At 72.5% G+C, this 21,135-nt stretch carries 20 protein-coding genes; 14 read left to right on the top strand and 6 right to left on the bottom strand.

Going from position 1 to position 21,135, the window contains the following annotated elements; translation table 11 throughout:
- Positions 1 to 211: 211 nt before the first annotated feature.
- From ACN27J_RS29440 to ACN27J_RS29410, 7 genes are all read left to right on the top strand, one after another.
- Positions 212 to 1,618: an MGH1-like glycoside hydrolase domain-containing protein gene (locus tag ACN27J_RS29440; RefSeq protein WP_421371226.1), complete on the top strand. Its 1,407-nt coding sequence runs from the start codon at positions 212 to 214 to the stop codon at positions 1,616 to 1,618.
- 446 nt (positions 1,619 to 2,064) lie between these two features.
- Positions 2,065 to 3,243 carry a hypothetical protein gene (locus ACN27J_RS29435; RefSeq protein WP_421371225.1) on the top strand — a complete coding sequence of 393 codons (1,179 nt, stop codon included), beginning with the start codon at positions 2,065 to 2,067 and terminating at the stop codon, positions 3,241 to 3,243.
- Positions 3,230 to 5,743: a nitrate- and nitrite sensing domain-containing protein gene (locus ACN27J_RS29430; RefSeq protein WP_421371224.1), complete on the top strand. Its 2,514-nt coding sequence runs from the start codon at positions 3,230 to 3,232 to the stop codon at positions 5,741 to 5,743. Before ACN27J_RS29435 ends, ACN27J_RS29430 begins: the two co-directional genes overlap by 14 nt.
- Positions 5,740 to 6,216 carry a roadblock/LC7 domain-containing protein gene (locus ACN27J_RS29425; RefSeq protein ID WP_278167426.1) on the top strand — a complete coding sequence of 159 codons (477 nt, stop codon included), beginning with the start codon at positions 5,740 to 5,742 and terminating at the stop codon, positions 6,214 to 6,216. Before ACN27J_RS29430 ends, ACN27J_RS29425 begins: the two co-directional genes overlap by 4 nt.
- Positions 6,213 to 6,728 (top strand): DUF742 domain-containing protein, encoded by a 516-nt coding sequence (locus tag ACN27J_RS29420; RefSeq protein WP_421371222.1) that lies wholly within the window; start codon positions 6,213 to 6,215, stop codon positions 6,726 to 6,728. The genes ACN27J_RS29425 and ACN27J_RS29420 overlap by 4 nt, the downstream gene beginning before the upstream one ends.
- On the top strand, positions 6,706 to 7,341 hold the full coding sequence (locus tag ACN27J_RS29415; RefSeq protein WP_370461400.1) for a GTP-binding protein: 636 nt from the start codon (positions 6,706 to 6,708) through the stop codon (positions 7,339 to 7,341). Before ACN27J_RS29420 ends, ACN27J_RS29415 begins: the two co-directional genes overlap by 23 nt.
- Before the next feature lie 21 nt (positions 7,342 to 7,362).
- Entirely contained in the window at positions 7,363 to 7,785 is a 423-nt protein-coding gene (locus ACN27J_RS29410; RefSeq protein WP_278167423.1) for a hypothetical protein, read from the top strand.
- Between the two features lie 66 nt (positions 7,786 to 7,851).
- Here the strand turns inward: ACN27J_RS29410 and ACN27J_RS29405 are convergent, their stop codons facing one another.
- Entirely contained in the window at positions 7,852 to 8,244 is a 393-nt protein-coding gene (locus tag ACN27J_RS29405) for a cupin domain-containing protein (RefSeq protein WP_421371220.1), read from the bottom strand.
- 75 nt (positions 8,245 to 8,319) lie between these two features.
- Positions 8,320 to 8,910, bottom strand: a complete 591-nt coding sequence (locus ACN27J_RS29400) for a TMEM165/GDT1 family protein (RefSeq protein WP_421372582.1) — start codon at positions 8,908 to 8,910, stop codon at positions 8,320 to 8,322.
- Positions 8,911 to 9,291: 381 nt separating this feature from the next.
- Here ACN27J_RS29400 and ACN27J_RS29395 point away from each other — a divergent pair, with 381 nt between their 5' ends.
- Positions 9,292 to 11,370 (top strand): Hsp70 family protein, encoded by a 2,079-nt coding sequence (locus tag ACN27J_RS29395; RefSeq protein ID WP_421371219.1) that lies wholly within the window; start codon positions 9,292 to 9,294, stop codon positions 11,368 to 11,370.
- Positions 11,363 to 12,709: an Hsp70 family protein gene (locus ACN27J_RS29390; RefSeq protein ID WP_421371218.1), complete on the top strand. Its 1,347-nt coding sequence runs from the start codon at positions 11,363 to 11,365 to the stop codon at positions 12,707 to 12,709. The genes ACN27J_RS29395 and ACN27J_RS29390 overlap by 8 nt, the downstream gene beginning before the upstream one ends.
- A gap of 9 nt (positions 12,710 to 12,718) precedes the next feature.
- Here ACN27J_RS29390 and erm read toward each other — a convergent pair whose 3' ends face one another.
- The 4 genes from erm to ACN27J_RS29370 all read right to left on the bottom strand — a co-directional run bounded on the left by erm (position 12,719) and on the right by ACN27J_RS29370 (position 15,584).
- A complete protein-coding gene (gene erm, locus ACN27J_RS29385; protein ID WP_421371216.1) occupies positions 12,719 to 13,588 on the bottom strand; it encodes an ErmE/ErmH/ErmO/ErmR family 23S rRNA (adenine(2058)-N(6))-methyltransferase in 870 nt (289 codons plus the stop codon).
- A 206-nt stretch (positions 13,589 to 13,794) separates the two neighbouring features.
- Positions 13,795 to 13,923 (bottom strand): hypothetical protein, encoded by a 129-nt coding sequence (locus tag ACN27J_RS29380; protein WP_278167414.1) that lies wholly within the window; start codon positions 13,921 to 13,923, stop codon positions 13,795 to 13,797.
- Positions 13,924 to 13,951: 28 nt separating this feature from the next.
- Positions 13,952 to 14,872, bottom strand: a complete 921-nt coding sequence (locus ACN27J_RS29375) for a Gfo/Idh/MocA family protein (protein WP_421371214.1) — start codon at positions 14,870 to 14,872, stop codon at positions 13,952 to 13,954.
- A gap of 28 nt (positions 14,873 to 14,900) precedes the next feature.
- Positions 14,901 to 15,584 (bottom strand): hypothetical protein, encoded by a 684-nt coding sequence (locus tag ACN27J_RS29370; protein WP_421371212.1) that lies wholly within the window; start codon positions 15,582 to 15,584, stop codon positions 14,901 to 14,903.
- A gap of 198 nt (positions 15,585 to 15,782) precedes the next feature.
- On the opposite strand from ACN27J_RS29370, the gene ACN27J_RS29365 reads away from it, so the two are divergent.
- The 5 genes from ACN27J_RS29365 (at position 15,783) to ACN27J_RS29345 (ending at position 21,104) form a co-directional block, all read left to right on the top strand.
- Positions 15,783 to 16,151: a hypothetical protein gene (locus tag ACN27J_RS29365; RefSeq protein WP_421371209.1), complete on the top strand. Its 369-nt coding sequence runs from the start codon at positions 15,783 to 15,785 to the stop codon at positions 16,149 to 16,151.
- Entirely contained in the window at positions 16,144 to 16,632 is a 489-nt protein-coding gene (locus ACN27J_RS29360; RefSeq protein ID WP_421371207.1) for a hypothetical protein, read from the top strand. The genes ACN27J_RS29365 and ACN27J_RS29360 overlap by 8 nt, the downstream gene beginning before the upstream one ends.
- A gap of 247 nt (positions 16,633 to 16,879) precedes the next feature.
- Positions 16,880 to 17,908, top strand: a complete 1,029-nt coding sequence (locus ACN27J_RS29355) for a LacI family DNA-binding transcriptional regulator (RefSeq protein ID WP_421371205.1) — start codon at positions 16,880 to 16,882, stop codon at positions 17,906 to 17,908.
- Between the two features lie 72 nt (positions 17,909 to 17,980).
- Positions 17,981 to 18,649: a DedA family protein gene (locus ACN27J_RS29350; protein ID WP_421371203.1), complete on the top strand. Its 669-nt coding sequence runs from the start codon at positions 17,981 to 17,983 to the stop codon at positions 18,647 to 18,649.
- Positions 18,650 to 19,130: 481 nt separating this feature from the next.
- Positions 19,131 to 21,104, top strand: coding sequence for a heavy metal translocating P-type ATPase (locus ACN27J_RS29345; protein WP_421372579.1), 1,974 nt, complete (start codon positions 19,131 to 19,133; stop codon positions 21,102 to 21,104).
- The last annotated feature ends 31 nt before the right edge of the window (positions 21,105 to 21,135 follow it).

The raw sequence follows: 21,135 nt of genomic DNA, 5'->3' as shown, positions 1-21,135 counted from the left end.
CCATGCGTTGCCATCCTCCCCGCCTACCCCCTTCGACCTGCCCGTATTCCTTGACCGGACGACTCATCGTCCGGTAGCCGACAGACCCTACCGCCGTCTGCGACAAGGGCACATGCTGTTCACCGCGCGTACATTCGTCGTTACCACCCCACCGCTGGCGGTGGTTCCTGCCTGGCCGACGGCCCGGCCGGAGATTGACCAGGACGGAAGAATGAGCAGTATCAGCACCGCCCACACGGCCATGGCGAGCCTCCCGGTCGCGGACCGGCCGCCGGTCGGACAACTCACCGAACGCACGCCCGCCGACCTGTGGCACATGGCCAGAGCCGTACTCGACGCCAACTGGTCGCGCAACCACACCGTGCCGTCGCGCACCCTCTACCCGCACCAATGGAGCTGGGACGCGGCGTTCATCGCGATCGGCCTGGCCCGGATCGACCCCGATCGGGCCTGGCACGACCTGCGCAGCCTGTTCCTGGCGCAGTGGCCGGACGGACGGGTCCCGCACATTGTCTTCGATCCCGACGTCGCCGAACGCGACTACTTTCCCGGACCGGGTTTCTGGCAGGTGCCACTGCGCCGTCCCGGACACCCGGACGGCACCGGCATCGTCCAGCCACCCGCCCACGCCCTCGCGGTCTGGGAGATCTACCAACGGGCGCCGGGGCCGCAGGCAGAAGCTGAGCTGCGCTGGTTCTACCCACGGCTGGTCGCCGCCCAGGACTATCTGTCAAGCTGTCGCGACGCCAGCGGGGACGGGTTGGCCAGCATCGTGCACCCCTGGGAGTCCGGCCTGGACAACAGCCCGGCCTGGGATGCGGCGCTGGCCGCCGTACCGGCCGACCTCGGCGTGCTCGTCGGGCGGCAGCGGCACGACAACCGGGTGGCCGCGGCGGCCCACCGGCCGACCGATGAGGACTACGCCCGGTTCGTCGCGCTGGCCCTGGCGTACCGCGACGGCGGCTACCGGGACGACGAGCTCGCCGCCCGCCACGACTTCGTGGTCGAGTGTCCGACCTTCAACGCGTTGCTGGCCGCCGCCGAACACGCGCTCGCCCGGATCGCCGCCGTAATCGGCGCCGATCCGGCGGTCCACCTGGACCGAGCCGCGCGGATCACCCGGGCGGTCGACGACCAACTGTGGAACCCGCAGACCGGCATGTACCACGCCCGGGATGTCCGGACCGGACGGCTCAGTCCGGCACGCTGCGTGAGCGGACTGGTCCCGCTGATCCTGCCCGACCTACCGCCCGACCGAGTCGCGGCGTTGGTGGCGACGGCCGAGTCGCACCGGTTCGGGCTGTCCGCGTCGATGCCGGTGGCCAGCTACGACCGCTCCGCTGCCGACTTCGACCCGGTGCGCTACTGGCGCGGACCGGTGTGGATCAACATCAACTGGCTGCTCCGCCGGGGACTTCGGGAGCATGGCCATCTGGATCAGGCCGAAACGCTGCGTGACGCAATGCTGGAACTGGTCCGCCGGTCCGGCTACTACGAGTATTTCCACCCGGAGACCGGCGACGGGGTCGGCTCAGCGGCTTTCAGCTGGACTGCGGCGCTGGTGCTCGATCTGCTTGGCGAAGTGACGGTTCCGCCGGTGAGCGGTCCGGTCGATTAGCCGTTACCCGGTAGTAGGGTGAGCCGTGTCGACCAGCGCCGATCCGACAGTCTGCCCGACACCAATACCCATTCGGCTGACCACCCGCAGATACCGTTGATTCTGACATAAGCCCCAAATCAGACAGAAAACGGTTGCTGAACGACGGATTGTCACTGCTCGTAGCTGTCTTCGCACATTGCGGTCGAGTCGACCGTACGGTGCGCGACTGGCGGCCTCACGGATGGTTCCGGCCCGCCGGGAGGGCATCTATCTTTCCCTGCCGGCGGGCCGCACGAATGACGCGATCCTGCGCGCTCGACGCTGTCCGCCGTAATTCGCTGCTACCGCCAGGGGGGTGGGCGATGCAACCTGCACACAATGCCGTACGGCGACCCGCACAGGACGCCGTACGCCGGAAGCGATGGCTCGACGGGGCGCTGCTCCGATCAGCCATCACCGTATTGATGCTCGTACCCGTCTGCGTGCTGTTCACGCAGTTGTGGCGCGGCACCTCGGCGGACATCGCGTTCGCCGAACGCGAACGCGAGGGCGTGGCGTATCTCGGCGCGCTCAACGAGTTGACCGTGGCCCTGGTCGACGCGCAGTCAGCGGCCGTCGCCGGTCAGCCGGTCAACGACGAGGCGCTGCTTCGGGCCCTCGACGCGGTCACCGAGGTCGACCAGCGGATCGGCGCGTCACTACGGGCCCAGCAACGGTGGGCGACGCTCCGCTCCACCGTGGAATCCCTGTCGGACCGGCAGTTCAGTCGGCCGGCCGAAGCCTTCGACGCCTACCGCCAGGCCACCGAACTGCTGTTGGCCCAGTACGACCGGGTGCGGGAGAGCTCGAACCTGGTCCGAGATCCGGAAGGCGACGCCTACCACCTGCAGGACGGTGCGGCCGAGGAGTTGCCGGAGGCGATCGTCGCCACCGGACGCTTCGCGGACCTCGCCGTGCTGCTGCCGACCCGGCCGGCGCAGGACCGGCCCTTGGCGCTGGTCGAGCTGATCAGCGCGGCAAGCGACGTGCTCTCCCCCGCCGGCGACCTGGCCGACAACGTCCAGGCCGCGGTGGAGAGCACCGACAGCCGGACGATGAGCAGCAACCTGCTCACCCAGGTCGACCGGTTCCGGCGCAGCATGGACACCCTCGCCGCGGCCGCCGCCGCGGTGAACACCGCGGACGTCGTGTCCGGGGGCGGGGCCGACACACCGGGCGGCGGGGCCGCGCTGCCCGACCTCGATCCGCTCATCGGGCTCCGCGGCGACGCCCAGGTGGCGGCGGCCGAACTCGCCGGCACGATGCTCGCCGAGCTGGACGGTCTGATCGCCGACCGGATCAGCGCCCTGCAACGCGGCCAGTGGGCCTCGGTCGGCGCCCTCGTCGTGGCCTTCGCCCTGGCCGTAGCCCCGATGGTCATGGCCTACCTCGGCCAGCCCGCGTCAACCGCCGGCCAGCCCGGCACCGGTGCGGCCGACCACGCCGGGACCGGCCACCCGCCGGGACCGGCCGAGCCCCGTCCGGACGCGGCGGACCAGCCGACCCGCTGGCCGGAACTCGACCCGACGGCGCACGGCGGCTCGCCCGCCGGCACCGCCGCCCCGGGCACCGGACGATGGGGGCCGACCGTTGCTGCTCGATAGGCTCCGGATCCGGGGAAAACTGGCCCTGCTGGTCATGATCCCGCTGATCGCGGTCGCTGCCCTGGCGGTGCCGATCGTGATCGACCGCGCCGCGTTGGCCGGCCGGGCCGCCGACACGGTCCGTACCGTGCAGGCCGGTGGCCAGATCGGCTCGCTCGCCCAGGACCTGCAGCAGGAACGTCTGCTGGCGATCGGCTACCTGCTGGACAGCGTGGACCGGTCCCGGCTGGTGCTGCAGGAGGCGGCCGTCACCGACCGGATCGCCGACATCCGGGCCGAGCTGGGTGGCCAGCTCGACGCCGAGCTGGCCGCGGCGGTCGACGCGGTGGACGGCCTCGCCGAGGTCCGGGCCGCGGTACGCGACCGCACCGCCGACAGCGATCAGGTGATGACCGCGTACGGCGATCTCATCGAGCGGCTGCTCGACGGGTTGAAGTTGGTCGACTCGGCCGACATCGCCACCCCCGAGGGACGCCAGATCGTGGCGCTGGACGCCGCGCTGCGGCTGGACGCCGCGATCAGCGCCGGGGCGGCCCACATGCTGCTGGTGGTCGGGTCCCGCGACCCGCAGGCCGCCACCCGGTACGCGCTGAGCCTGGTCACCACTCAGGAGCACGCCGCCCGGTTCAGCCGGTTCGCCACCGCCGACCAGGTGGCCCTCTACAGCCTGGTCGAGGAGGCGCTCGACCAGCGGCTCGGCAGCGGATTCAGCGACGCGTCACAGGCCGGCACGCAGAACGGCTCCCCGGTCGACCCGGCGCAGGTGCTGGCCGGTCTGTCCGCAGCCACGTTGTTCCCGTCGTTGGAGTCACTGATCGCCCTCGGCCGGTTCGTCGAGCGCAAGATCGTCATCGACGTCACGGTCGACGTGACCCGACGGCAGGAACAGGTTCTGCTCACCGCGTACGGCGTGGTGGCCGGGGCGCTGCTGGTCCTGCTGGTGGTCGTCGCGCTCAGCCTGTACGTGGCCCGATCGGTCGCCCAGCCGCTGGCCAGGCTCACTTTCTCGGCCGACCGGGTCGCCCGGATCGCCGAGGCGGAGCTGGTACGGGTGGCCGACGACGAGTCGGAACGCCCCGACCCGGTACGTCTCGACCCGGTCGAGGTGACCGCCACCGACGAGATCGGCGACCTGGCCCGCGCCTTCGAACGGGTCCAGCAGACCGCCGCCCGGCTCGTCGAGCGGCAGGTGTCGAGCCGACGCAACGTGGCACAGATGTTCGGCCACGTCGGACGGCGGACGCAGAACCTGGTGGGCCGCCAGTTGGCGATCATCGACCGGCTGGAGCGAGAGGAGACCGACCCGCGTCGGCTGCAGCATCTCTACCGGCTCGACCACGTCTCCAGCCGGCTACGGCGCAACGCCGGCAGCCTGGTGGTGCTCTCCGGTGCGACCGGCGCCGAGGAGCACATGGCCCCGCTGCCGGTCTCCGACGTCATCCGGCTCGCGCTCGGTGAGATCGAGGACTACACCCGGGTCGACGTGCAGGCACCCGCCGGGTACGCCCTGCAGCCGTCGGTCATCGCCGACCTGGTGCTGCTACTTGCCGAGCTGATGGAGAACGGCACCGTCTTCTCGCCACCGCACACCCGGGTGACCGTGACCGCCGGGCCGCTCGACGACGGTCTGCGGGTCAGCGTCATCGACCGGGGGCTCGGGCTGTCCCCGGAGCGACTGGCCGAGGAGAATGCCCGGCTGACCCGACGGGAACGGCTCGACCTGGTACCGACCGAGGTCCTCGGACTGTTCGTGGTCGGCCGACTCGCCCGCCGGCATGCGATGGAGGTCGAACTGACCGCCACGCCGGGCGGCGGGGTCACGGTCACGGTCGACCTGGGACCCGATCTGATCGTGCCGGCCACCGGCGCCCCTGGACCGGCCATGGCCACCGGTTCCACCAGCCGGTCGCCAGCGGTCGCGCCCACCATCGCGCCGCTGCCCGGCACGGTCCCGGCCGACGCGGTGCTGATCGGCTCCGGCGCCGGCTTCAACTCGTCGGCGGTGCAGCGGGCCACCCGGTCACTCGGCACCGGCACCCCGTGGAACGCGTTCGGCACAGCGGTCGAACCGGCCGGGGCACCGGACCAGCCAACGGCGGCGCCGGCCGCCGAGCCGGTCGGACGTGGGCCGCTGCGGCAACGCGTTCCCGGTGCCCAGCATCCGGTCGGCAGCGGACCAGCGGCGCTCAGCGACGCACCGGCCGACCCGGTCGCCGCACGAGCGCTGCTGGAGGAGTTCGAGGCCGGGGTACGGCGGGCACAGCGGGAGGTGGCGCAGGACCCGACGGTCGCCGGGTCGGACCGCCTCACCCAGCGGGTGCCCGGCGCGAGCCTGCCCGACCCGCCGCCGGCCAGCGCATCCCCCGGCAACCGCCAGCCCTGGCCACCAGACCCACAGCAGGCAAAGGAGTCCCTGGACGAATTCGAGACGGGCGTTCAGCGCGCGCTCACCGAGATCACCACCACCTTCCAGCACGGCAGCAAAGGAACCAACGGATGAACAGTCCCTACACGCCGGACACCGCAGAACGCCCGACGGCCCCGGCCGGCAACGGCTCGCTGAGCGCCGAAGCGCAGACCTTCAACTGGCTGCTGGACTCGTTCACATCCAGCACAGCCGGGGTCCGCGAAGCCATCGCGGTCTCCTCCGACGGACTGCTGATGGCCATGTCCGCGATCAAGGACCGGGCCAACGCCGAGCGGCTGGCGGCGGTGGTGTCCGGCATGACCAGCCTGGCCGGTGGTGCGGCGAACTGGTACTCGCTCGGCACGCTGAACCGGGTGGTGGTGGACATGGCCGACGGCTACCTGCTGGTCAGTTCGATCAGCTCCGGGTCGGTGCTGGGGGTGATCGCCGACCGCTCGGCCAGCCTTGGCACCGTCGCCTACGAGATGACCCTGTTCGCCGGGCGCGCCGGCGGCCCGCTCACTCCCCGGCTGATCGCCGAGTTGAAGAACTCCGTCCAGTCGTGACCCGACCGCCGTACGGGGCGGACGAGCCGGTCGATCCGCAGCCGCGGATCCGCCCCTACCTGCGTACCCCGCCGTCGGGTGACACCCCGGCGGCGGGCGGGGGTCTGCCCGGCGTCGGCGAGTCCGACGGCGGCGGGCCGGACCGGTCGGACGGCGACGCCGCGCCGACGACGCTGCGGCCGTTCGTGCTGACCGCCGGCCGGGTCACCGGGGCGGACCCGGACATCAACCTGGAGACGCAGGTGACCGCCCGGGTACCAGACCTGTTCGACCCCGGCCCTTCGGTGTCCGGCCTGGCCCCTGAACTGCGGGCGATCATCGCGCTCGCCGCCGACCCGATCTCCGTCGCGGAACTGTCCGCCCGGCTGGGGCTGCACCTGGGGGTGACCCGGGTGCTCGTCGGCGACCTCCGCGCCTCCGCCCATCTCGACGTCCACGTACCCGACGTCGACGCCCCTGCCGATGCCGACACCATCCTGCGAGTGATCCGTGGACTACGTGCCATCTCCTGATCGTCCGACAGCCGGACCGCCCCCGACAGCCCGGCACCGCGCCGCACCCCGGACCGCGCCGATCCCGGTCAAGATCGTCGTGGCGGGTGGCTTCGGGGTCGGCAAGACCACCACCGTCGGAGCCATCTCCGAGATCGTCCCGCTGACCACCGAGGCGGAGATGACCGCCGTCTCCGTCGGGGTCGACGATCCCGGCCCAGAGTCCGGCAAGACCACCACGACCGTCGCGATGGACTTCGGCTGTGTCACGATCGACCGGAGTCTGAAGCTGTACCTGTTCGGCACCCCGGGTCAGACCCGTTTCGGGTTCATGTGGGACGACCTGGCCCGAGGGGCGTTGGGCGCACTGGTCGTGGTGGACAGCTCACGCCTGGACGACTGCTATCCCGCCGTCGACTACTTCGAGCGGGCCGGGCTGCCGTTCGTGGTGGGAGTAAATACCTTCAACGGCCGCCTTGGTCATAGCATTGACGAGGTCAGGTGGGCGTTGGCGACCGGCCCGGCCGTTCCGGTCGTCGCGTACGACGCCCGCGACCGACTGTCGGTCCGGGACGCCCTGCTGGTGGTCCTGGACCGGGCGCTGGACCGAGCGGTACGGAGTCAGCCATCCTGAGGTGATAGCAGAGGAGGACAGATGCGCGGTGACCTGGACGACGCGCTCGCCCGGCTCGCCCGACGCGACCAGCTGCAGAAGCGGGTCAGCCAGGGCAACGACCGGACGGCGTCGGCGGCGCACGAGATCGCTGCGGCGGTCCGGCAGGTGGTGGAGCGCCACCCTGGGTTGACCGCCACGGTCCACCTCACCGACGGCGGTCAGGCCGTGCAGCTCACCGTCGGCAACCGGGACGGCCGGGTGCAGGTGACAGTCGACGGCGGTACGCCTGCGGTGGGGCCGAACCCGCCGTCCGGCGACCCGGCGGCGCCCGGGGTGCCGACCGCCGGGCGCCCACCGGAGTGGCCGCCGCGCGGACAGCCCGCCCAGGACGGTCCGGCGGCCCGCCTGGCAGAGCTGATCCGACGCGATCCGTCACTGCTCAACGGGGCGACGGAGGGCTGAACCGGCCCCGCCGGCGGGTGGCCGAGGTCCCGGCGGAGGCCGCCGTCACGACGACGGGGGCCTCCGTCACGACTTGGGCGGCTCGTCCTGGCCGGACTCCTCCGCCGCGTCGGCCTCCTCCTTGGTGTGGTGCACCGCACCGTCGGCGTGCTCCGGCGGACCGTAGACGGTGTAGAGCACCAGTGGGTTGGGGCCGGTGTTGACGAAGTTGTGCTTGGTGCCGGCTGGCACGGCGACCAGATCACCGGCGGCGACGACCTGCCGCTCGCCGGCCACCAGCGCTTCGCCGACACCGCTGACGAAGGTGAGGATCTGGTCGATGTCCTCGTGGACCTCCTCGCCGATCTCGCCGCCCGGCGGAATGGTCATGATCACAAGCTGGGAATGCTCACCGGTCCAGAGCACCCGGCGGAAATCGGGGCTCTGCTCAGCGACGGTGGCGATCGTGAAGTGCTGCATACCAGTCAACGTACCCACGACCGGCCGTCGGTACGCGTGTTGCCGTGCTCTAGGCCGACATCGACGGGTGCCGGGTCAGCCGGCCAGTTCGACGATCGCCTCGACCAGCAGCCAGCAGCCGAACGCGAAGAACAGCGCGGCCGCCCCGTACGCGATCACCCGCTCGGGAAGCCGCCGGCCGAGCAACCGGCCCACCACGATGGCCAGCGCGTCGGCCGCGACCATGCCGAGCGTGGAGCCGAGCCAGGTGCCGAACCAGCCGTGCCGGGTGGCCAACGTGATCGTCGCCAGCATCGTCTTGTCCCCCAGCTCGGCCAGGAAGAAGGCAGTGAACACGGCGATCACCGCTGTCCTGGTGGTCCGCTGCGCCCGGCGGGACTCCTCGTCGGTGAGGGTGTCGCCGCGCAGCGTCCAGAAGCCGAACCCGATGAACGCCAGCGCGGCGGTCAGCGCGATCCAGCCGGTGGGCAGGGCCACGCCGAGGCCGTACCCGAGGGCGACCGACACCAGGTGCACGACGGCGGTGGCCGCGGTGATGCCGATCAGCACCGGCCAGGTCCTGAATCGGGTGGCGAAGGTCAACGCCATCAGCTGTGACTTGTCGCCCAGCTCGGCGACGAAGATCACGCCGAAGCTGATCGCGGTCGCGGCAAGGAAGCCGTCCATGGTGCCTCTCATCCGGTCGGGGCCGGATCGTGGCACGCGGACCTCGACCCGGCTGCTGCAGCCTGGGTCGAAGGTCTCGCCCACCCGACGTACCGCCGGGTCGCCGCGGCCGGGTGCGCAGCACCAGTGTGTCGACCGCGATGTTGGGAGCTACTCCCCTTCGCAGTCGCCGAGTCTAGCGGTTCCAGCAGCGACGATCGCGGTTGGTGACCGAACACACGGGGGCGGGTCCACCAACGCGACCAGTTTCCGTTACGTTCACCCCTGTCCGTGGCGTACCGCGCACATCGCCCAGGGTGGACGTGACGGCGGCACTCACGGACACTGTCCCGGAACTTTCAGGACGATCAATCGCCGAACTGCTGTGGTGAGGGCGGGAACATGACCGAGCCGATCCTGGTGGTCGATGTCGGCACCTCGGGCACCCGGGTGGCGCTGGTCGTCGCGGACCAGACGACCCTGGTCAAGGAACCGGCCAGCGGAGCGACCAGCTGGCCGTCGTCGGTGTGCCTGGCGGACGAGGGATTCCTGGTCGGCACCCCGTCCGAGGTACGTAAGCGGGCCATGCCGCGGCGGTACATCGACGGGCCACGCCGGGCCGTCGACGCCCAGGCGGCCATGTGGCTGGAACACCGGGAGGTCACCGGTGCCGAGGCGCTCACCGCGTACCTCACCGTGGTCGCCAACGAGGTTCGCCAACTGTACGGCGGTCAGATCGACCGGCTGACCCTGTCCGTGCCGGCGGACTACCTGCCCGGCGATCCCCGTCGGGACACGATGCTCGCCGTCGGTGCGGCCGCCGGGTTCCGCGACGTGGAGCTGATCGACAGCGCGGTGGCGGCGGCGCTGGACCCGACGACCGGCGACAACCTGCCGGCCGGCGCGCTGGTGCTGGTCTGTGACCTCGGCGCGACCTGGACCGTCGCGCTGGTGCAGGTGTACGGCAGCCACACCGTCCAGCTCGCTCAGCAGACCAGCCCGGCCGGGCAGGAGCTCGACGCGCTGCTCATCAACGACCTGCGTACCGAGGGGCGGGCCTGGCTGGAGCCGATGCTCGCCGCACCCGGTGACGCCGGGCTGCGCGCCTACCACGAGGCGATCGACTTCGCCCGCCGGCTCAAACACCAGCTGGTCGACGCCGACGAGGTGGTCGATCACCTCACCCCGCTCACCCCGCCGTACCGGCTGACCCGGGCCTGGCTGGACGCGTTCGCCGAACCGGCGCTGCGCTGGCTGGTGGAGGGTGCCGCAGGTGTGCTGGGCGCGGTCGGCGCCGCACCGGCCGACCTGGCCGCGGTGGTCGTCGCCGGCGGCAACGCCTACCTGCCGGCGGTGCACACCACGCTGCGGTCCGGCCTCGGCATCATCGACGCCGGGGCGCCGGGGCCGCTGCGCTGCGGCCCGGACCCGGAGCTGGCGGTGCTGCGCGGCGCGGCCCGGTTCGCGGCCGGTGCCAGCGGTCGCACCGTCACCGCCGAGCCTCAGCGGTGGCGCACCGAGCCAACCTCGTGGGAGATCCCGGGCGGTCGGGCCCGGCTGCTGCGCTGGTGCGTGCCGCCGGGCGAGCCCTACCCGGCCGGGGCGGTGCTCGCCCACATCCGTACCCCCGACGAGCGGGTCTTCGAGCTCACCGCCGCCCAGCACGGCCGGCAGTTGGGCCAGCAGGCGTACCCGGGCGACCTGGTCGGCCCGGTTTTGGTGGTGGCCACCGCGAAGGACGCGGTGGCCCTGCAGCGCCAGCCGCCGCCCCGGCGGCGGCACCTGGAGTCCACCGGTAGCTGGCTGCTCACCCCGGACCGCGAGCATCTGGTGGAGTGCGACCCGGCGGCCCGGCTGGTCCGGCTCCGGGCGATCGCCGACGACACGGTCCGCGCCGAGTTCCGCCCGGAGCACACCGCCGGCGCACAGCCGACCGGCCGGGTGTTCGTCGACCCGGACGGCCGGCTGGCGGTGGTGGCCTGGGCCACGGACGGGTTCATCTCGGTGTGGGACATCGAGACCGGCAAGCTCAGCGCCCGGTTCCGCGATCCGGGCGAGCCGCACCGGGTGCTGATCGACGAGACCGGGTGGCGGGCGGCGGCCGAGGGCCGGGCGAAGGCGGTAGGCCGGTACCGGCGCACCGTGACGTCCCTGTGGGACCTGCGTACCGGCAGCCAGATCGACCGGATCACCGACGACCGGTGGGAGCAGCGGATGCCGGAGTTCGCCGAGCACAGCCGGCGGGAAGGGTTCGGTACGGCTGCGGTCAGCGCCGACGGGCAACTACGGGCCGCGGTCGCCGACGCGCTCGACGGCATCGCCGCGGTGGTCCTGCAGGACACGTCGACCGGGCAGGAGCTGTTCCGGGTGCTGGGTGGCACCGGGCAGCGGGTCCGGGTCGGGTTCAGCGCCGACAGCCGGCACCTGCTGGCCAACTGGGAGTCCAACGAGCGGAGCCTGATCGATGTCTGGGATGTCTGACCAGCCCGTCCTGGTGGTCGACTTCGGCACCTCCTCCTCCGCCGCGATGGTGGTCACCGGTGAGACCGGCGAGCTGGTACCAGACCCGGTCACCGGCGCGCCGACCTGGCCGTCGGCGGTGCACTGGGACGGCCAGAGCATGATCGTCGGCGCGTTGGCGGAGCGGCGGAAGCGGTCCGAGCCGACCGCGTACGCCGCCGAGTTCAAACGCGGCATGGCCGCCGATGTGCCGATGACGCTCGGCGACCGCCGGTTCCGGCCGATCGAGCAGGTCGCGGCGGTGCTGACCGCGCTGCGGGCGGAGGCCGAGCGGCGGTACGGCGCCCCGGTGCACCGGACGGTGGTGACGGTTCCGGCGTCGTACGGCCCGGACGACCCGCGCCGCGCGCAGATGATCGCCGCGGCCGAAGCGGCCGGTCTCGGCCCGGTCGAGCTGCTGCCCGAGCCGGTCGCGGCCGCGTTCGCCCCGGTCGCCGGCCCACCGCCGGTCCCCGGCGAGCTTGTGCTGGTCTACGACCTGGGCGGAGGCACCTTCGACACGGCACTGGTGCGCATCGACGAACGCTGGCACGAGGTGCTCGGACACGCGGCGATCGACGACTGCGGCGGCCGGGACATCGACGCGCTGCTGGCCGGACGGATCCACGCCGACGGCCAGCAGTGGCTGGCGCCGCTGCTGGCCAGTGCCGCAGCCAGCCAGTCCGCCCCGGCCACGTTGCGGCTCGGCATGGCGGTCACCGACTTCGCGAACCGGATCAAGCACCAGCTCAGTGACACCCCGGCGGTGGAGGACTTCCTGCTGCCGGACACCCCGGCGTACCGGCTGACCCGAGCGGATCTGGCGCAGCTGGTGGCCCCGCTGCTGGACCGCACGATCGCCTGCTGCCGGCAGATGCTGGCCGCCGTCGGGGTGCCACCGGCAAGCATCGGATCGGTGCTGCTGGTCGGCGGCGGGGCCCGGATGCCTGCCGTGGCGCAGGCGGTACACGACGCCTTCCAGCGCCCGCTGCGTCAGGTGGAGGAGCCGGAGCTGGCGACCGTGCACGGCGCCGCCCGGTGGCTGCCGCGCAGTGGCCCCCGGACAATCCGCGCGTCGACGGAGACCACCGCAATGGTTCCGCTGTCGTTCGGCATCCCGGGCGGGTCCGCGCGGCTGCATCGCTGGCTGGTGGTGCCGGGCCAGCCGTATCCGGCGGGCACCCCGCTGGCCCGGGTCCGGCTGCCCGGCGGCGCGCTGTGGGATCTGGTGGCCGCGACGCCGGGCACACTCGACCGGCTGCTGGTGCCGCCCAGCGCCGAGGTCACCAGCCACCAGTGGCTGGCGCTGGCCACCGGCTGAGGCGACGGGTCAGCGGGCAGTGATCAGCCGGAACAGGGTCAACCACTGCTCCGGCCAGATCTCGCCGGCCAGGGCGTCGACCGGGATCCGGGTGGCCCGCAGCGCCGCGTCGACGCGCCGGGCGGGAAAGCCACGCCGCAGCGACGCTGCCACCGAGCCGCCGACGCCGCTGAAGCCGAGCTCGACCAGCTCCTGGTACGCCGCGATCGCGGCCGGTGGCACCAGCGGCGCTGGTCGGCGGGCCAGCCGCAGGATCGCGCCGTCCACCCGGGGCACCGGCCGGAACGCGGTGCGCGGCAGCCGACCGGCCAGCCGCCAGTCGAACTCCGGCCAGGTACGGACGGTGAGCAGACTCCATCGACCGTAGTCGCCGGTGCGTTTGCGGGCGTACTCCAACTGGGTCACCAGGGTGGCGGCGCGCAGCCGGGGCGCGTGCAGGCACCACCGCACGATCGGCGCGGTGGCGGCGTACGGGATGTTGCCGACCACCGCGAACGGCTCGGCCGGCGGCTCGGCGGCCAGGAAGTCGCCGGGTGCCGGCGTCACGTTCGGCAGATCGGCGCACCGGCGGGCCAGGCGCGCGCTGAGATCCGGATCGACCTCGTACGCCAGGAGACGGCCGTCGACCCGGGCGAGCGCCCGGGCGAGCAGCCGGGTCAGCTGCCCGGTGCCGGCACCGACCTCGATGGTCAGTTCACCGGGCGTGGGCCGTACGGCCCGGACCACCCGGTCGATGGCCGACCGGTCGTGCAGGAAGGTCTGCGAGTAGACCCGACGGGTACGGTCGGCGCCGGTGGCGGCACCGCCCCGGGTCGAGTAAAGGTTTCTGGTCGGGTCGAAGTTGCCCGTCGGGTCAGGTTTGCGGTGGTGGCGAGGCACGGCCAGGTCCAGTCTGCCGGCCGGCAGGGTCCGGCTCGGCGGTTCACGGACCGGCCGCCGGTCCGGCGGCCGGTCCAGAAAGGTCAGGACTCGGACCGCCCTGGCCGGGGCGGGGGGCTCCGCGCGCGACTGGTACCCGTCGGTGGACCGACGGGGGATCGGGATCGGCAGCGCTGGTGTCCGGCGGAGTGCCGGTCAGCTGCCGGTCAGCTGCCGGGCGCGAACTGGCCGCAGGCCAGGACGGGACGCCGGGCACGCGGGCGGGCAGTCAGCAACTGGCACCACCCGGCCGGCGTACCGCCGGTCAGGATCAGCGCCTGGAAGGTGGTCGACACGCCTGGCAGGTTAACCGGCGGGCATCGCTCAGGCGACCGGTTTTCCAGCCGGGACGTCGACGGTGCGCTGCTCGGCCCGGGCGGTGTCGGCGGCGGCCAAGACGGCCACCACCTGCCGGCCGAACCGTACGTCGCAGGGATGTCCCGGCGCCCCGGCGGTGACCTGCCCGAGCAGCGCGTCGATGGCCGCGTGGAACGCCTGCCCGGTGGTCACGTCCCGGTGCGGCACCGGCACGATCCCGGGCTCACCGAAGAACGTGACATCGAAGGTCTTCGCCGCCACCGGGCCGTCCAGGTTGAGCGACAGCGTGCTGGTGGCCCCGCTGGCGTGCCGCAGCAGCAGGTGCACCCCGCCGGCCGGGCCGGGCATCGCGGCGACCCGGCAGACCGGGCCGAGCACCGGCAGCAGCACCGACAGCACGTGCGGGCCGATGTCCCACAGCCCGCCGTAGCTGCGCCGCCAGGGCGAGGCACCGTACGGATTGCCGGGCTCGGAGATGGCTGCGAACAGCACTCCCCGGGCACCGTGCCAGGCACCGTCGGCCGGCCGGGCCAGAAAGTCGATCATGGCTGGGTTGAACCGGCTGGTGAAGAAGACCACCGAGGCGACGTCCCGCCGGTCGACCGCTGCGACGACCCGGTCGGCGTCCGGCAGGGTCAGCGCCAGCGGCTTGTCCAGCAGCAGGTGCCGGCCGGCGTCGGCGGCGCGGACCGCGATCCCGGCCTGTACGTCGGGCGGCAGGGCGACGGCGACCGCGTCGACGTCGGCGAGCAGCGCGTCCACGTCCTGGTACGGCGCGACGCCGTACCGCTGCGCCAGCGCCGTGGCCTTCGCCCGGTCCCGTCCCCAGACCCCGACCAGCTCCGCGCCGGGGTGTGTGGCGATCCCGGCCGCGTGGGTCTCGGCCGCCCAGTGCCCGGTGCCGAACAGACCGAACCGCAATGCCATCGCCGCGTTTCCCTTCGTCGACCGGAGTTCAGTGTGACCGCTCGGCCCGGTCCGCGACGTAGCGGGCCTCCTCGGCGTCGGCTGCGGCGGCGGCCGCCTCCTCGGCCAGCGCGGCGGCGCTCAGCTCGGCGATGTAGGCCGCTTCCACGGCCCGACGCGCGGCGGCGGCGACCACGTCGTACTCCCGGCGGGCCGCCTGGTCGCGGACGCGGTGCCGGTCGACGGCCCGGTCGGCCCGGTCGGCCGCCGTCGGATCCGGCGGTGCGCCACCGGCCCGCCGCCACACGGTACGCAGTTGCTGCACCGAGATGTCGCCCCGACGGTACGCGGTGAGCGCGGCCCGGCTGACGTCGCGCCCATGCTCGGCGGGCAGCGGCGCACCGGTGACGACGGCCGCCGGCCGGTCCTCCTGGTCGGCGAGCAACGCCTGCTGATAGGCCCGGCCGGCGGTTTCCTGCCGTTGCCAGGCGTCGTCGCGGGCCAGCTCGGCGGCGGCCGCCCGGTCGCGCAGCTGGTCGGCGGCGGTCCGCGCGTTGTCGGCCGCGACGGCGATGGTCTGCGCCTCGGCGGCGAGTTCGTCGGCTTCGGCCCGCAGCGCCCGCCGGTCGGCCGGGTGCTCCGCCGTGCGGGCGGCCAACGCGGCCAGCGCGAGCAGGGCGAGCAAGACGAGACAGCTGGCGATCAGGAGGCCCCAGATGCCGACGCCAACCACCACGCCCTCCCCAGGGTGGATCGGACCGTCCGGGACTGACTATAGACTCCGACTGATACCGAGAGCCACCGTCCGGACACGGCGGATCGGATCGCCCGGTAACGCCTTGCGGCCCGCCGGGACGCACCTCGACGGGGCGCTGTAGCTGGTGAGTAGGGTGTTCGGCGTGACTGTGGCAGCTGAGCCGGTGGCGCGGCGGTGAACGGGCCGATCGCCGCCGTGGTCATCGTCGGGGCGCTGGCCGTCGCCGGCTGGGCGCTGCTCTGCGCGGCGTTGGACCGGCCGCCGGGTCTGATCCAGTACGGCGGGCTGGCGGTGGTCGAGGTCGCCCTGCTCGCGCTGACCGTGGCCGCCGTGGTGGCGCTGGTCGGTGGGGAGCGCCCCGGTGAACCACCGGTCTTCGCCGGCTACCTGATCACCACGCTCAGCCTGCCGCCGATGGCAGGGGTGCTGGGCCGGATGGAGCCGACCCGGTGGGGTTCGTTGACCATCGGTGTCTTCGCCCTGGTGATCCCGGTGCTGGTGGTCCGGCTGCAGCAGACCTGGACGGCGGTCGGCGGTGGCTGACCCGACGTCGACGGCCGGCCGGCCGGCGCGGACCGGGCGAACGGCGCGCACCCGCAGCGGGCCGGGCCGGGTGCTGATCGGCGTCTACCTTCTGTTCGCGATCGCCGCCTCGTCCCGGGCCGGCGTACAGATCGCCACCCGGTTCGGCGAGGCGCCGGTGGCATACCTGCTCTCCGCCTTCGCCGCGGTGGTGTACCTGGTGGCGGCCGCCGGGCTGATCATCGACGGCCCGGTCGGCCGCCGGATCGCGTACGGCTGCTGCACGGTGGAGCTGGTCGGCGTACTCGGCATCGGCGCGGTGAGTCTCGCGGTGCCGGCGGCGTTTCCGGACGAGACGGTCTGGTCGGGCTTTGGCAGCGGGTACGGCTACATCCCGCTGGTGCTGCCGGTGATCGGGCTGCTGTGGCTGCGTCGCAGCCGAACCTCGGCAGCTCCGGGCACCGCCCGACCGGGTAGTTCGGCCACCGACGCGGCAGCGTAGTTCGGCCACGGACGCGGCAGCGTAGTTCGGCCACCGGCTGGCCGGCGTCCGGTGTGGAGCCCGCCACGGGTGTCGGTATCCCGACAGTGGACGGTCATTGCATCGCAGCTCAGCGCCGGACTGTATGCATTACGTCCTGGATGTCCGAACTGGTGGACCATCGCGCTCCGTACCCGGTCTGTAATCATCGTCCCGGGTCCGTGACCGGCACCCCCGGGTCGGGAGCAAGTGAAGAGGGCGATGAACGATGGCGACCATCTATGACGTTGCGCGGAAAGCGGAGGTCTCCCCAGCTACCGTCTCCCGGGTCGTCAACGGCCACACCAACGTGGATCCCGCGCTGGCGGACCGGGTCCGGCGGGCGATGCGCGAGCTGGACTACCGGCCCAACGCGGTGGCCCGCAACCTGCGCCGCAGCCGGACCACGTTGTGGGCGGTGGTGATCAGCGACATCGGCAACCCGTTCTTCACCGCCCTGGTCCGCGGCGTCGAGGACCTCGCCCAGCAGGCCGGCTACTCGGTCGTGCTGTGCAACACCGACGAGGATCCGGCCAAGGAAACCCGCTACCTGAACGCCGTCCTCGCCGAACAGGTCGCCGGGGTGATCATCGCCCCGTCCGGGCCGGCCGCCGATCTGGGGCAGCTCACCGCCGCCCGGGTGCCGGTGGTGGTGGTCGACCGGCAGCTGCACGGCAGCCGGATCGACACCGTACTGGTGGACAACGAGCACGGCGCCCGGCTGGCCACCACGCACCTGCTCGACTCCGGCTACCGGCGGATCGCCTGCATCACCGGGCGACGTGGCGTCTGGACCGCCTGCCGACGGCTGGGCGGCTACCAGCGGGCACTGGCCGATGCCGGGCAGCCGTACCAGGAGGAGCTGGTCCGCCACGCCGATTTCCGCTCCGACGGTGGCTACCGGGCGATGACGGAGCTGCTGCGGCTACGACCGCGACCGGATGCGCTGTTCGCGGCGAACAACCTGATGACCGTCGGTGCGGTGGAGTGCCTGGTCGACCAGGGCATCCCGGTGCCGGCGGAGATGGGTGTGGTCGGCTTCGACGACCTGCCGTGGGCACATCTGGTACGGCCCGCGTTGACCACCGTGACCCAGCCGACGTACCAGTTGGGAGAGACCGCCGCCCAGTTGCTCATCGAGCGGATCGCCGACCCCGACCGGGCCGCGACCACCGTCACCCTGCCCACCAAGCTGCAGGTGCGGGAGAGTTCGGTACGTCGACGCCCGTCGGCGGTGGTTGACCCGGATGAGGCGTAGCCGGTCGTTGAGCAGGTGTAGCGCTGCCGGCCGCCGGGTACCCGATGGGCTTACCTCGACGCAGGGAGCGCCATGGCCGTCACCGTCGACACCCCACCGGACCAGATCGGCGGGCTGACCGGCTGGGTGGCCGATGTCATCGCCCGGCTGGGTGAGCTCGGGGTCGGCCTGCTGGTGGCGCTGGAGAGCGTCGTCCCGCCGATCCCCAGCGAGGTGGTGCTGGCGATGGCCGGCTACCTGGCCAGTCAGGACCGGGTGCACCTGGTCGGGGTCTGGGTCGGGGCGACGCTCGGCTCACTGGCCGGCGCGTTGCTGCTCTACTGGCTGGGCGCGGCGATCGGCGAGGCACGGCTGCGACGCTGGCTGGACAAGGTGCCGCTGGTTGATCTGGAGGACCTGGACAAGGCCGACCGGTGGTTCGACCGGTACGGGCGGTGGGCGGTGCTGTTCGGCCGGATGGTGCCGGTCGTGCGGAGCCTGGTCTCGGTGCCGGCCGGTGCCGACCGGATGCCGTTGACCCAGTTCAGCGCCTTCACCACGCTGGGCAGCGGGGTGTGGAACGCGCTGTTCGTCGGCGCCGGGTTCGCGCTCGGCTCACAGTGGCAGCAGGTCGAGCGGTACAGCCGCTGGTTCGACGTGGCGGTCTTCGTACTGCTCGGCGGACTGGTCGTCTACTGGGTGGTCGGCCAGGTTCGGCGCCGCCGCCGCCGGGCCGCGGCAGGCCGCCGCCCATCGCCTTGAACGCCAGGGGCGGTTCGGCCGACGAGCTGTCGGCGGTGACGGTAAGCCCGGCCAGTTGACTCAGCGTGACCCCATCAGGACGAGGTAGACGTCCAGGAGACACCTTGGGTTCCCCGGAGCCACGCGAGGGGACGAGTCTGCGTCGGATGACCACGAGCATCGAGGGAACCTACATGGTTGTCTCCGGGCCGATTTGACGACAATGAGGGTTCCCTCGACTGGGTGGATCAACGTACATCGTCGCGGCGTCCGTGTCGGCCGACGCGTAACCACCGCCGGGCCTCCCGTCCAACCCGCTGTGGCACAGGCCGACCACTAGGTTCATGAAACCCCTTGCAGATATACCCCTAGGGGGTATTGTGGCGGCGTGGAAACGGATGGAACCCGACACGACGAGCACACCGGCCACGACAAGCACGGTGGCCATAGCGGCCACGGTGGCCATGGTGGCCACGACAAGCACGCGGGGCACGACCCGGAGATGTTCCGCCGCAAGTTCTGGCTGAGTCTCGCGCTGACCGTGCCGGTCGTGGTCACCAGTCACATGGTGATGGACTGGTTCGGCTACTCGCTGGACTTTCCCGGTATGTCCCTGGTCGGCCCGGTGCTCGGCTCGGTGGTGTTCTTCTACGGCGGCTGGCCGTTCCTGGTCGGCGGGGTACACGAGGTCCGCGACCGCGCGCCCGGCATGATGCTGCTGATCTCGATGGCCATCACCGTCGCCTACCTGGCCTCGCTGGCCACCAGCTTCGGCGCCTTCGACCTGGACTTCTGGTGGGAGCTGGCGGCGCTGGTGACGATCATGCTGCTCGGCCACTGGCAGGAGATGAAGGCGATCGGCCAGGCGCAGGGGGCGCTGTCCGCGCTGGCCGCGCTGCTGCCCGACGACGCGGAACGGGTCGCCGACGACGGGCAGGTCCAGCAGGTCACGGTGGCCGACCTGCGGGCCGGGGATCTGGTGCTGGTGCGCTCCGGTGCCCGGGTGCCCGCCGACGGGCGGATCACCGACGGCGAAGCGGAGATGGACGAGTCGATGATCACCGGAGAGTCCCGGCCGGTGCACCGACGCGTCGGTGACCCGGTGGTGGCCGGCACCGTCGCGACCGACTCGGCTGTCCGGGTACGGGTCGAGGCCGTCGGCGAGGACACCGCCCTGGCCGGCATCCAACGCCTCGTCGCACAGGCCCAGGCCTCGAGCGGCCGGGCCCAGATGCTCGCCGACCGGTTCGCCGCCCTGCTGTTCTACGTAGCGATGGCCGCCGCCGTGCTGACCTTCGCCGCCTGGTGGGCGTTCGGCAGCCTCGACGACTCCGTGGTACGGACGGTCACCGTACTGGTGATCGCCTGCCCGCACGCCCTGGGCCTGGCGATCCCCCTGGTGATCGCGTTGTCGACGGCCGTGGCGGCCAAGGCCGGGATCCTGGTCAAGAACCGGCTGGCCCTGGAACGGATGCGGACCGTGGACGCGGTGCTGTTCGACAAGACCGGCACCCTGACCCGGGGCGCGCACACCGTCACCGGGGTCGCGGCGGCACCCGGGCACACCGAGGACGACGTACTGCGGCTGGCCGCTGCGGTGGAAGCTGACAGCGAGCATCCACTGGCCCGGGCCATCGTGGCCGCCGCCACCGGACGCGGTCCGACGAGCGCCGCGACCGACTTCCGGTCGTTGACCGGCCGGGGCGTGCAGGCAAACGTGGATGGCACCCACTATGCCGTCGGCGGCCCGGCGCTGCTGGGCGAACTCGACGCCTCAGTCCCGCCGGAGCTGACCGCCACCAGCGAAGGCTGGTCGGAGCGTGGTGCCGCCGTACTGCATCTGCTGCGGCTCGACGGCGGCCGCGCCGAGGTGCTCGGTGCGATCGGGCTGGCCGACGAGGTCCGGCCCGAGGCCCGGCAGGCGATCGCCGAACTGCGCCGACAAGGCATCGACAAGATCATGATGATCACCGGTGACGCCCGGCCGGTCGCCGAGGCGGTCGCTGCCGATCTCGGCTTCCGGTCCGGCGTGGACGAGGTCTTCGCCGAGGTGCTGCCCGCCGACAAGGACAAGACGGTGGCGGATCTGCAGGCCCGGGGGCTGACCGTGGCGATGGTCGGCGACGGCGTCAACGACGCCCCGGCGCTGGCCCGGGCCGACGTCGGCATCGCGATCGGGGCCGGCACCGACGTCGCGATCGAGTCCGCCGGAGTCGTTCTCGCCTCGTCCGACCCGCGCGGGGTCACCGGGGTGATCCGGCTGTCGAAGGCCTCCTACCGCAAGATGCTGCAGAACCTGGGCTGGGCCGCCGGCTACAACGTCGTCGCTATTCCGCTCGCCGCCGGCGTGCTGGCCTGGGCCGGGCTGACGTTGAGCCCGGCGGTCGGCGCGATCCTGATGTCCGCGTCCACCATCGTGGTCGCCCTCAACGCGCAGTTGCTGCGCCGGGTGCAGCTCGCCCCGGACGAGGGGTAGCGGCGGGTGGCCGGGCCGGGTCGTCCGGTCC

The sequence above is a fragment of the Solwaraspora sp. WMMB762 genome (assembly GCF_049179115.1).
Taxonomy (GTDB): domain Bacteria; phylum Actinomycetota; class Actinomycetes; order Mycobacteriales; family Micromonosporaceae; genus Micromonospora_E.
This window is presented reverse-complemented; position numbering and strand designations above follow the sequence as displayed.

Bases quoted from the DNA above. Each gene is read 5' to 3' on its own strand.
- ACN27J_RS29350 (WP_421371203.1), top strand. From the start codon at position 17,981: ATGGCCGTCACCGTCGACACCCCACCGGACCAGATCGGCGGGCTGACC.
- ACN27J_RS29375 (WP_421371214.1), bottom strand. From the start codon at position 14,872: ATGGCATTGCGGTTCGGTCTGTTCGGCACCGGGCACTGGGCGGCCGAG.
- ACN27J_RS29345 (WP_421372579.1), top strand. From the start codon at position 19,131: ATGTTCCGCCGCAAGTTCTGGCTGAGTCTCGCGCTGACCGTGCCGGTC.
- ACN27J_RS29435 (WP_421371225.1), top strand. From the start codon at position 2,065: ATGCTCGTACCCGTCTGCGTGCTGTTCACGCAGTTGTGGCGCGGCACC.
- ACN27J_RS29425 (WP_278167426.1), top strand. From the start codon at position 5,740: ATGAACAGTCCCTACACGCCGGACACCGCAGAACGCCCGACGGCCCCG.
- ACN27J_RS29405 (WP_421371220.1), bottom strand. From the start codon at position 8,244: ATGCAGCACTTCACGATCGCCACCGTCGCTGAGCAGAGCCCCGATTTC.
- ACN27J_RS29400 (WP_421372582.1), bottom strand. From the start codon at position 8,910: ATGGACGGCTTCCTTGCCGCGACCGCGATCAGCTTCGGCGTGATCTTC.
- ACN27J_RS29440 (WP_421371226.1), top strand. From the start codon at position 212: ATGAGCAGTATCAGCACCGCCCACACGGCCATGGCGAGCCTCCCGGTC.
- ACN27J_RS29355 (WP_421371205.1), top strand. From the start codon at position 16,880: ATGGCGACCATCTATGACGTTGCGCGGAAAGCGGAGGTCTCCCCAGCT.
- ACN27J_RS29410 (WP_278167423.1), top strand. From the start codon at position 7,363: ATGCGCGGTGACCTGGACGACGCGCTCGCCCGGCTCGCCCGACGCGAC.
- ACN27J_RS29395 (WP_421371219.1), top strand. From the start codon at position 9,292: ATGACCGAGCCGATCCTGGTGGTCGATGTCGGCACCTCGGGCACCCGG.
- ACN27J_RS29390 (WP_421371218.1), top strand. From the start codon at position 11,363: ATGTCTGACCAGCCCGTCCTGGTGGTCGACTTCGGCACCTCCTCCTCC.